The organism is Shimia sp., assembly GCF_041624275.1.
Classification (GTDB): Bacteria; Pseudomonadota; Alphaproteobacteria; order Rhodobacterales; family Rhodobacteraceae; genus Shimia.
Genome location: NZ_JBFJVE010000112.1, coordinates 1 through 9,994, shown reverse-complemented (window position 1 = coordinate 9,994; position 9,994 = coordinate 1). Strand labels below are relative to the sequence as shown.

Annotated in this window: 11 protein-coding genes; 7 read left to right on the top strand and 4 right to left on the bottom strand. The window is 66.9% G+C overall.

What is annotated here, in order from left to right; translation table 11 throughout:
• Positions 1 to 365: uracil phosphoribosyltransferase (upp, locus tag ABZD10_RS09980; protein ID WP_372886219.1), on the top strand; the 365-nt coding region annotated here is incomplete at its 5' end.
• Positions 366 to 444: 79 nt separating this feature from the next.
• Entirely contained in the window at positions 445 to 1,827 is a 1,383-nt protein-coding gene (locus tag ABZD10_RS09975; RefSeq protein WP_372886217.1) for an SPOR domain-containing protein, read from the top strand.
• Between the two features lie 18 nt (positions 1,828 to 1,845).
• Here ABZD10_RS09975 and ABZD10_RS09970 read toward each other — a convergent pair whose 3' ends face one another.
• From ABZD10_RS09970 to ABZD10_RS09955, 4 genes are all read right to left on the bottom strand, one after another.
• Positions 1,846 to 2,856 (bottom strand): hypothetical protein, encoded by a 1,011-nt coding sequence (locus ABZD10_RS09970; RefSeq protein ID WP_372886216.1) that lies wholly within the window; start codon positions 2,854 to 2,856, stop codon positions 1,846 to 1,848.
• A 114-nt stretch (positions 2,857 to 2,970) separates the two neighbouring features.
• Positions 2,971 to 3,615, bottom strand: coding sequence for an SDR family NAD(P)-dependent oxidoreductase (locus ABZD10_RS09965; RefSeq protein WP_372886215.1), 645 nt, complete (start codon positions 3,613 to 3,615; stop codon positions 2,971 to 2,973).
• A gap of 13 nt (positions 3,616 to 3,628) precedes the next feature.
• Complete coding sequence (locus tag ABZD10_RS09960; protein WP_372886214.1) at positions 3,629 to 4,096, bottom strand: DUF1178 family protein; 468 nt, start codon at positions 4,094 to 4,096, stop codon at positions 3,629 to 3,631.
• A 105-nt stretch (positions 4,097 to 4,201) separates the two neighbouring features.
• The gene (locus tag ABZD10_RS09955; RefSeq protein ID WP_372886213.1) at positions 4,202 to 4,693 is read right to left on the bottom strand and encodes an NUDIX hydrolase; all 492 of its coding nucleotides are present in this window, start codon (positions 4,691 to 4,693) and stop codon (positions 4,202 to 4,204) included.
• A gap of 801 nt (positions 4,694 to 5,494) precedes the next feature.
• Between ABZD10_RS09955 and mraZ the strand changes: the two genes are divergently transcribed.
• The 5 genes from mraZ to ABZD10_RS09930 form a co-directional block, all read left to right on the top strand.
• Positions 5,495 to 5,992, top strand: coding sequence for a division/cell wall cluster transcriptional repressor MraZ (gene mraZ / locus ABZD10_RS09950; protein ID WP_372886212.1), 498 nt, complete (start codon positions 5,495 to 5,497; stop codon positions 5,990 to 5,992).
• 12 nt (positions 5,993 to 6,004) lie between these two features.
• Positions 6,005 to 6,988, top strand: a complete 984-nt coding sequence (gene rsmH, locus ABZD10_RS09945; RefSeq protein WP_372886220.1) for a 16S rRNA (cytosine(1402)-N(4))-methyltransferase RsmH — start codon at positions 6,005 to 6,007, stop codon at positions 6,986 to 6,988.
• Complete coding sequence (locus tag ABZD10_RS09940; protein WP_372886211.1) at positions 6,988 to 7,335, top strand: cell division protein FtsL; 348 nt, start codon at positions 6,988 to 6,990, stop codon at positions 7,333 to 7,335. The genes rsmH and ABZD10_RS09940 overlap by 1 nt, the downstream gene beginning before the upstream one ends.
• Positions 7,332 to 9,116 (top strand): peptidoglycan D,D-transpeptidase FtsI family protein, encoded by a 1,785-nt coding sequence (locus ABZD10_RS09935; protein ID WP_372886210.1) that lies wholly within the window; start codon positions 7,332 to 7,334, stop codon positions 9,114 to 9,116. The genes ABZD10_RS09940 and ABZD10_RS09935 overlap by 4 nt, the downstream gene beginning before the upstream one ends.
• A 21-nt stretch (positions 9,117 to 9,137) precedes the next feature.
• Positions 9,138 to 9,994 (top strand): Mur ligase family protein (locus ABZD10_RS09930; protein ID WP_372886209.1); only part of this gene is annotated, 857 nt, incomplete at its 3' end.

Genomic DNA, 9,994 nt, shown 5'->3' with positions numbered 1-9,994 from the left:
TGGAACTGGTGCCCTCGGCGCGGGTCGGCTTTGTCGGTCTTTACCGCGATGAAGAGACGCTGAAGCCGGTGCAATACTACTTCAAGGTGCCGTCCGAACTGGATCAGCGGCTGGTGATTGCCGTCGACCCGATGCTGGCCACCGGCAACTCCTCGGCGGCGGCCATCGACCTGTTGAAGGCGCAGGGCGCCAAGGACATCCGCTTCCTCTGCCTGCTGGCCGCTCCCGAGGGCGTCGCGCGCATGAAAGAGGCGCACCCGGACGTGCCGATCGTCACCGCCTCGCTGGACGAGAAGCTCAATGAAAAGGGCTATATCATGCCCGGTCTTGGCGACGCCGGAGACCGCATGTTCGGCACGAAATAGATGCCGTGCCACGTTTATGCCCTGTTTACTCATCTAGAGTTCTTCGTCTAGACTGACCCCTACATCTTGTGGGGGCAATATGGAACTGACCAGAGCAATTGCGATTTCCGTGATCGCGGCGTCCTTGGGATTGGGGGCCGCGGTAGAGGCTCAATCGCTGAAAAACGTGGACACGCCCAGCGAGTTTCCGCCGGCCTCCTATCAGGGCCGGCAATATGTCGACAGCAAGGGCTGCGTCTATATCCGCGCCGGTGTCGATGGCGCGACCACATGGGTGCCGCGCATGACCCGCAGCCGCAAGGTGGTCTGCGGCTTCAAGCCCACCGTCGTCAATGCCGCGCCCGGCGCCACTGCGGCGCCGCGTCTCGACAAGAACGTGGTGGTGATCCAGCCGGCGGCACCGCCGGGGGGCAGCGCCACCGTGGCGACAGCCGCCAGACCCGCCCCCAAGCCGACAGCGGCCAAACCGCGCGTCGCCCAGCCGGTCGTGATCCGGCCCGCCGCCCAGCCGGCCGCCGCAAGGCCGCCCGCGACACCGCCCGCGAAACCGCCCGCCGCCAAGCCGCAGCCGGCGCCAAAGCCGGTCGCGACGGCGCGTGCCGCGTCGCCGAAGGCCGGCACCACCACCCTTTGGGACTGGTCGACCACGCCCTCGGGACGTCAGTCCGCCACCCCGGCCACAGCGGCCACAGCGGCGCCGAAACCGAAACCGGCAGCGGCAAGCCCGCGCCGCACGCTCGATCCGACACCGCGCCGCTCGGGCGTCGCCTCGCCCTGTCGCGAGGGGCTGGCCCGCACCTCCAAACACGTGGTGCGCTGCGGCCCGCAAAGCGAACTGCCCTACACCCCCGGCACCGGCAATCCGACCGCGCCGCCGCCGCGCATCATCTACCAGCGGCAGGGGGGCCTGTCGGGCCCGGCCTCGCCGGCGCCCGGAACCATCGTCCGTCAGGGCGAAATCGCGTCAACGGTCCGGGTCGTGCCGCGCCATGTCTACGAGGCGCGGCTTCTGGCCAATGACGACGCCGCGGTGCCCGAGGGCTATCGCCGGGTGTTCGACGACGGCCGCCTGAACCCGCATCGTGCCGAGCAGACCTTTGCCGGCAAGGCGGCGATGGACGCCATCTGGGGCGAGAAACTGCCGCGCAAGCTGAAGCCGGCCACGGCCGCACCCGGCGCCCTATCCGTGGTGTCGACCAGATCCGCGCCCGCCGAAAAGGCGCTGCGTATCGGCGGCCAGAACTATGTGCAGGTGCAGACCTATCGCGACCCTGCCGCAGCGCAGGCGGCGGCGCAGTCGCTGCGGGCCGGCGGGATGCCGGTCAGGATCGGCAAGTACAGCCGCGACGGTCAGGTCTATCGCATGGTGCTGGTCGGGCCCTATGACGGCGCCGGTCGGGCGGCTGCGGTGGCCGAGCAGCTCAGACGCGGCGGTTACGGTGACGCCTTCCTGCGTCGCTGAGCGCAGAACACCGCCGTTTCAGCCTTCGCAGATGCCCTGCAGGGCCACCCAGTCGCCATCGCTCAGCACCGGCTTGGGCGAGGTGACGAAAGGGTCGGCCTCGATCAGCGCCAGCGTGGCTTCGCCCGACGGGTCAAGCGCATAGGCATAGGGCGTCGATTTCACCTCATGGGCCGAAAACGCGGCCAGAAGCGCCGGGGTCTCGACCTCCGCTGCCGGCGCCAGAACCAGATCCTCGGTCCAGCCGCGCAGCATCTCGGGGCTGAGCGTGCCGGTGGTCAGCATCCTGAAGCTGGCCATCATGCCGAGATGCCGCAGCATCTGGCGCAGGGGGTCGTCCGCCTCGGCCGCCAGCTTGCGGGCGATGACGAAACCCGCCGCCACATCCGGCTCCTCGTGGTCCTCGATCATCGCGCGGTTGAGAACGATCGTGCCGCCCGGCAGGGCCAGCGACTCGCGCACGCCGCCCCGGACCACCACCAGGTCGCGCAGCTCCAGCCGCGCCGCCAGCCGCCCAAGCGCCGGGGTCGCGAAGAGCCCGGTGCAGGGCTTGCCGCTGAGCCGCTCGATCTCGGTCAGAAGCGCGCGGTCGATCTCCTGACGCTTGACCTCGGGCACCACCGAGACCGTGTGGTCGAGCAGGGCGCCGGGCAGCCAGAAGGCGGCGAGGGCGACCACCCCCAGTACCGAGGCCGCGAGGGTCGCCAGCCGCAAACGGCCGGGGCGCGGCCGGCGCCGGCGAATGGCGGTGCGCAGCTTCTCGATGGCCTCGATCATCTGCGGTTCCTCGGCCGAGATCTCGAGGGTTTCCCCCGGATCCCCGTCGGGGAAGAACACCGCCGGGACTTCGCCGGGATTGGCGCGCTCGACGGCCGGCAGCGACCAGTGGGCCAGCGCCCGGTCCTGCATGTCGGTTATGGTCAGCGAGGCATCGCCGATCGACACGATCACGTCGCGCCGTTGCTTGTCGGGCGCGTCGCGCCACAGGGCAACGGCTTCGATCCGGTCATATTTCTCAAGCGCGGTCATTGGGTCGCCCTGGGCTGCTCTGCCTCTGTTCGGCTCAGAATAGCACGGGCCCGAGGCCATCGGCAATCGGCGCTGTCCGCGCTGTCAGCTGCCGGCGGGCGATGCGCTGTGACGTCACAGCGGCAGCTCCTGCCCGTCCCAGGCCCGGAAACAGCCGCTGGTGTCCAGATCCAGTTCGTCAAATCTGGCGATCAGCCCCTCGGCGCTGTCGGCGGCCGAGATTTCGGCCGCATCGCCGCCCATGTCGCTGCGCACCCATCCGGGGTGGTAAATGCCCACAGCGATGCCGATATGGCGCAGATCCTGCGCCAGATTGCGCCCGAGGTTGAGCGCCGCCGCCTTGGAAGCACGGTAGATATAGGAGCCCCCGGGGGCGAGCTGCTGCGAGCCCATGCGCGAGGAGATGATGGCGATTTTCGGTGTCCGGGCCAGTTGCAGGTTGGGCAAGAGCGCCTGCACCGTAAGGAACACCCCGGTGACATTGGTCGCGAAACCCTCGGCCCACATGGCGGCCGGGTAGCCGTCGGCCAGGTTGTGGTGCTTGTCGGGATAGATGCCGGCATTGCAGATCAAGAGGTCGATCGGGCGGCTGTCGAGCGCGCTGCGCAGCCCGTCGAAATCGGTGCTGCGGCTGACGTCGAGCGCAAGGAATTCGCCCCCCTTGCGCGCGGTTCCGGTCACCGCATGTCCGGCCGCCCGGTAGCGGCTGTCCAGGGCCTGGCCTATGCCACGGTTGGCGCCGGTGATCACCACATGCATGTCGCAGCTTTCCTCAGTTGGATTTCCGGCCCGGAAGGAAAGGCAGCGGCAGCACCGGAACCCCGTCCTCGAGCAGCGCCTTGGCGTCTTTCAGCCCGGCCTCGCCGTAGATCGAGCGCCTCGGCGCGTCACCGTCATGCATCGCCCGCGCTTCGCGGGCAAAATCCTTGCCGACATAATCCGAATGGCTTTCGACCTGACGCCTGAGGCGCGCAAGGGCCCGTTCGGCATCGCTCGCCGGCGTGGCCAGTGGCCCCGAGGCCGGCGCTCCGGCGGTTTCGCCCGGCGTGTCCTGGGTCGCGGCGCTGCTGGTTCTGGCCGGCCGCACGCGCGGGGCCATCAGCGCCTTTTCGATCTTGTCGTCGCCGCAGGCCGAACAGGTCACCATGCCGGCGGCCTGAAGTTTTTCGTAGGCGTCGGCGGACTGGAACCAACTGTCGAACCGATGGTCGCGACTGCATTTGAGCGTGTACTGGATCATGCCTGTGTTGCTTTCTGCCGGTTGACGGCGCCCTACAGAAATAGGGTCAAGCGTCGTCGCGATCAAGATAATTGACGGTGCCGAACGGACGGCTTTGGTTCGGCCTCAGCGGGGCGCGGGCAGGGCGCCGGCATCGAACTTGCGCAGGATGCGCGCCAGTTCCGGTTCGCGCACCTTGGCCGCCGCCTTTTTCGGGCTCAGCCATTTCAGCCGCCGCTGACCGGCTTCGGGAAAGGATTTGGCCATTGTCTGCATCGCCACCGGATAGACCGACACCATGACCGGCATCGACAGGGGGCCGCGCCGGGTCTTGATGGTCTTGACATAGGAAAAGAACCCCAGCGGCTGGTCTAGCGCTTCCCCCTTGGCCCCGGCTTCCTCCCAGGCTTCCCGCCGGGCGCAGTCCGCCGGGGTCTTGCCGTGCATCGGCCAGCCCTTGGGGATGCTCCAGCTCTGGCTGCGGCGGGTGGTGATCAAAAGCACCTTGGTCTTGCCCTTGTGCAGCCTGTAGACCAGTGCGCCGAACTGCACCCGCAGGTCGGTCTTGCGCGCCCTGCGCAGCGAAATCGGCCTCTGTTTGGCGAAATGAAGCGTCACGCGTCTTGCCCTGTTGCCTGTGCTGCTGCCTGTCATTGATCGCAGGATATGTCAGCTTGCGGCCGCCGCCAATGCGGCGATGTGAAAATTTTGTGAAATCCGGCGCGGCGCAACCGCCCTGCACAGCAAGGGCGGCCAGAGCGCTTTGCAGGCATCGCGGGCAGGGGGCAAAGGGGGGCGCTTGGCCATATGGGAATTTGGGGGAATTGCTCTTCACGTGCCGATTGCTGCCATTCTATGGCGGAGTTATCAGCGGTCTCGGCCTTGATTGGCGTGCTTGAGGCGGCGGTCTTGGTCGCGTGCGTAGCGCTGAGCATGGAGAGAAGAGAAAATTTTTTGGGATTTTGTGGGGCATTTGCTTCGTCAGAGGCTTCAGCTATATTTTGTTTTATATTTATTGTAACTGTCTATATCTTGTTTGATTCTCGCAAAACATATTCCAATGTTAATTATATTCGGGGGGTGTTGCCGCGATGCGAGCGGTGCAGTGGTGAAGATTTCTATTGTTTCCCATTAATTCCCATGTCATACCTGTATGCAAGATGAGGACGGGAACAAAAGACGGGGCGACAAGACCCCGGGCAAACTCCCAAGTCAGGTTTCATACAGGCCCCGCTTTCATCGAACCAAGAGATCCGGCGCGCGGGCGAGCAGACATCCCCCCAGGTGGCGCGCGCAGCTGGACACCCCGCTAAGACGGGACGAAGGGCGGCGGTTTGATCAGTGGCAGCAGATCAAACCGCCGTTTCCCGTTCGGGGCCGCAGAATTGCAACCGGGGGCAGGAGAGGGACCGGCACGCCGTGGCACGCAGGTTCAGAGGCGAAAGCCACCACAAGGTGGACAGCAAGGGCAGGGTCTCGATCCCGGCCTCGTTTCGCCGTGTGCTCGAAGCCGGAGACCCCGACTGGAAAAGCGGCGACACCCCCACGCTGGTGATCGTCTATGGCGGGGCCACCCGCAGCTATCTTGAATGTTTCACCGTCGACGCCATGGCCGATGTCGAAGAGCGTATCCTCAAGCTGGGGCGCGGTGACAAACGGCGCCTTGCACTGTCGCGCCTCTATCTTCAGCAGTCGCTGGAAAGCAGTGTCGACGACACCGGGCGGCTGGTCCTGCCCAAGGAGCTGCGCGACAAGATCGGCCTCGACAAGACGGCCTTTTTCGCCGGCAAGGGCGACACTTTCGAAATCTGGCATCCCGAGACCTATGAAGACCAGTTTGCCGCCCTGCTCGAGGGCGATGACGAATTCGACCCGGACGTCGATCCGGCCATCTATCTGGACGGGGCCGGGGGGTAAGGCATGTCCGACATGACCGACAATCCCAGCGAAAAACCCCACATTCCCGTTTTGCTCGAGCCGATCCTGCGGCTCTGCGCGCCGATCCGGGGCGTCTGGCTTGACGGCACTTTCGGTGCCGGCGGCTACACGCGCGGCCTTCTGGCGGCCGGGGCCGACAGGGTGATCGGCGTCGATCGCGACCCGCTGGCCTTCGAGATGGCGGCCGATTGGCTGGATGATTACGCAGGCCGCATCGAGACCGTGCAAGGCGTGTTTTCGCGCCTTGATGAATACGGCCGCGATCTTGATGGGGTGGTGCTTGACCTCGGGGTGAGCTCGATGCAGCTCGATCTGGCCGAGCGCGGCTTTTCCTTCCTGCGCGACGGGCCGCTCGACATGCGCATGTCGCAGGACGGACCCAGCGCTGCCGACCTGGTGAACGACAGCGACGAGGCGGCATTGGCCGACATCCTGTTCCAGTACGGTGAAGAGCGCGCCAGCCGGCGCATCGCGCGCGCGATCCTGCGCGAACGTGCCGCCGCGCCGATCACCACCACCCTGCGGCTGGCCGAGATCATCGAGGGCTGCCTGCCGCGCCCGAAACCGGGGCAGTCGCACCCGGCGACGCACAGTTTCCAGGCCCTGCGCATCGCGGTGAACGACGAATACGGCGAGCTGTTCCGCGGCCTGATGGCTGCCGAACGCGCCCTGAAGCCGGGCGGGCTGCTGGCGGTGGTCACCTTCCATTCGATCGAGGACCGCATGGTCAAGCGTTTCATGCAGGCGCGCGCCGGGCGGCTGGGCAGCGTCAGTCGCCATGCCCCCGAAATGACCCGCGAACAACCGGCTTTCGAGCTGCTGACCCGCAAGGCGGTCGGGCCTGATGACGCGGAACTGGCGGTCAATCCGCGGTCGCGTTCGGCAAAGCTGCGCATCGCGCGGCGCTCTGATGCGCCGGCGGGCGGGATCGCCGAAAAGCAGATCGGCATGCCGAGACTGGGGGGGCGGCGCTGATGCGTAACCTGATGTTCGTGCTGACGGCACTGGCGGTGATCGGGCTCGCGGTCTGGGCCTATCGCGAGAATTACCGCACCCAGCACGCGATCAAGGAAACCGAGCGCCTGCAGCAGGAAATCGGCGTCGCGCGTTCGCGGCTGGCGATGCTGCGCGCCGAATGGGCCTATCTCAACCGGCCCGACCGGCTGCGCGATCTGACCGAGCTCAACTTCGACCGGCTGCAGCTCTTGCCGCTGCGTCCCGACCAGTTCGGCAAGGTCGATCAGGTCAGCTACCCGCCGCTGCCGAAGCTGGATCTCTCGGAGATCGTCGACGTGTCGTCGCAGCCGGGAGAGGGGCCATGATCCGTACGCCGCTGCGCCCTCTGGCGCATATTCTCAAGGCCCGCGACACCGGCGAGAACCCCGATGTGATCGAACGCGAGAACATCCGCCTGCGCCACGAAGAGATGCGCGACCGGGCGCGCAACCGTGCCGAGGGGCGGCTGTTGGTGATGTCGGTCGCCTTTCTCGCCGGCTTCATCCTGGTCGGCCTGCGCATGGGCACGCTGGCCTTTTCCGAGGCGGAAGAGCCGCGCGCCAGCGCCGCCGGGTCGCGGATCGTCGCCCAGCGGGCCGATATCGTTGACCGGCGCGGCCACATCTTGGCGACCAATCTCGAAACCCATTCGCTATATGCCCAGCCGCAGCAGATGATCGACAAGGAGCGTGTCGCGCGCGAATTGGTCAAGGTCTTCCCCGATCTCGACGAAGCGCGGCTGGTGCGCGATTTCACCGGCAAGCGCAAGTTTCTCTGGGTGCGCAAGCAGATCTCGCCCGAGCAGAAACAGGCGGTGCATGACATCGGCGATCCCGGGCTGCTGTTCGGCCCGCGCGAGATGCGGCTCTATCCCAACGGGCGGCTGGCGGCGCATGTGCTGGGCGGCGCCAGCTTCGGCAAGGAAGACGTGCGTGCGGCCGAGCTGATCGGGGTGGCCGGGGTCGAGAAATACTTCGACGAGGCGCTGCGCGACCCCGCCAACGGCGGCAAGGCCCTGTCCCTGTCGCTGGATCTCACGGTGCAGGCGGCGGCCGAACGGGTGTTGCATGGCGGCATGAAGCTGATGAATGCCAAGGGCGCGGCCTCGATCCTGATGGACGTGCACACCGGCGAGATCCTGTCGCTGGTCAGCCTGCCCGATTTCGACCCCAACGACCGCCCGCGCCCGCCGGTCAAGGGCAACCCCAGCGACAGCCCGCTGTTCAACCGCGCGGTGCAGGGGCTTTACGAGTTGGGATCGACCTTCAAGATCTTCACCGCCGCCCAGGCCATGGATCTGGGGCTGGCCGCGCCGACCACCATGATCAAGACCGCCGGGCCGCTGCGCTGGGGCAAGTTCAAGATACGAGATTTCCACGATTATGGCGCCGAGTTGTCGCTGACCAAGGTGATCGTGAAATCCTCCAACATCGGCACCGCGCGCCTGGCGCAGGAAATCGGCGCCGAACGCCAGCAGGGGTTCCTGCGCGATCTCGGCTTTTTCGAGCCGACGCCGCTGGAGATGATCGAGGCGCGCGGCGCCCGGCCGCTGTTGCCGCCGAACTGGTCGGAACTGTCGGCGATGACCATCTCTTACGGTCACGGGCTGTCGAGCAGCCCGCTGCATCTGGCGGCCGGATACGCGGCGATCGCCAATGGCGGCCGGCGGGTGGTGCCGACCCTGCTGAAACGCGACCGGCCGCAACAGGGCGCGCGCATCATGACCGAGGCCTCGGCCCGCGCGGCGCAGCAGATGCTGCGGCTGGTGGTGACCGAGGGCACCGCCAGTTTCGGCGAGGTGCCGGGCTATGCGGTGGCCGGCAAGACCGGCACCGCAGACAAGCCCAAGGAACAGGGCGGCGGCTATCACGAGGACAAGGTGATCGCGACCTTCGCCGCGATGTTCCCGGCCCATGATCCGCGATATGTGCTGGTGGTGACTCTGGACGAGCCGGTCGAGACCTCGGGGCCGGAACCGCGCCGCACCGCAGGCTGGACCGCGGTGCCCGTGGCGGCCGAGATGATCGGCCGTGTCGCCCCCCTCTTGGGCATGCGTCCCGGCGTTGAACCCGCATCAATGGCTGGTATAACCCTGACATCGAATTGACGCCGCAACAGGGCAGGGCAGATGGCAGCGACGACACGACCGTTACACGAATTGGGACTGACCGCTGCCGCCGGGCGCGATCCGCAGATCACCGGGCTGGCGGTGGACAGCCGCGACGTCAAGGCCGGCTATCTCTTTGCCGCCCTGCCGGGCAGCAAGCTGCACGGCGGCAGCTTCATCCAATACGCGCTGCGAATGGGTGCTTCGGCGATCCTCACCGATGCCGAGGGCGCCCGCATCGCCGAAGCCGAACTGGCCGCCAGCGACACGGCGCTGGTGGTGGCCGAGGACCCGCGCCAGGCGCTGGCCTATTCCGCCGCCCTGTGGTTCGGCGAACAGCCGGGCATCATGGCCGCCGTGACCGGCACCAACGGCAAGACCAGCGTCGCCACCTTCCTGCGCATGATCTGGCAGGAACTGGGGCTCGAGGCGATCAATCTCGGCACCACCGGGGTCGAGGGCGATTTTCAGGCGCCGCTGAGCCACACCACGCCCGAGCCGATCACCCTGCACCGCACCCTGTCCGAGGCCTGCGCGGCGGGGATCGAGTTCGCCGCCATGGAGGCCTCGTCGCACGGGCTCGAGCAGCGCCGTCTCGACGGGGTGCAGCTGCGCGCTGCCGGCTTCACCAATTTCACCCAGGACCACCTCGATTATCACCAGAGCTTTGACGATTACTTCGCCGCCAAGGCCGGGCTGTTCGCCCGCGTGCTGCCCGAAGAGGGCACGGCGGTGATCAATATCGACGATGCGCGCGGCACCGACATGGTCGCCATCGCCAGGGCGCGGGGGCAGGAGGTTGTCACCGTCGGCCGCAGCGGCGCCGATCTTTTGCTCGAGGCCCAGCGGTTCGACGCCACCGGGCAGGACATCCGCTT

Bases quoted from the DNA above. Each gene is read 5' to 3' on its own strand.
- rsmH (WP_372886220.1), top strand. From the start codon at position 6,005: ATGACCGACAATCCCAGCGAAAAACCCCACATTCCCGTTTTGCTCGAG.
- ABZD10_RS09965 (WP_372886215.1), bottom strand. From the start codon at position 3,615: ATGCATGTGGTGATCACCGGCGCCAACCGTGGCATAGGCCAGGCCCTG.
- ABZD10_RS09975 (WP_372886217.1), top strand. From the start codon at position 445: ATGGAACTGACCAGAGCAATTGCGATTTCCGTGATCGCGGCGTCCTTG.
- ABZD10_RS09970 (WP_372886216.1), bottom strand. From the start codon at position 2,856: ATGACCGCGCTTGAGAAATATGACCGGATCGAAGCCGTTGCCCTGTGG.
- ABZD10_RS09940 (WP_372886211.1), top strand. From the start codon at position 6,988: ATGCGTAACCTGATGTTCGTGCTGACGGCACTGGCGGTGATCGGGCTC.
- ABZD10_RS09960 (WP_372886214.1), bottom strand. From the start codon at position 4,096: ATGATCCAGTACACGCTCAAATGCAGTCGCGACCATCGGTTCGACAGT.
- ABZD10_RS09935 (WP_372886210.1), top strand. From the start codon at position 7,332: ATGATCCGTACGCCGCTGCGCCCTCTGGCGCATATTCTCAAGGCCCGC.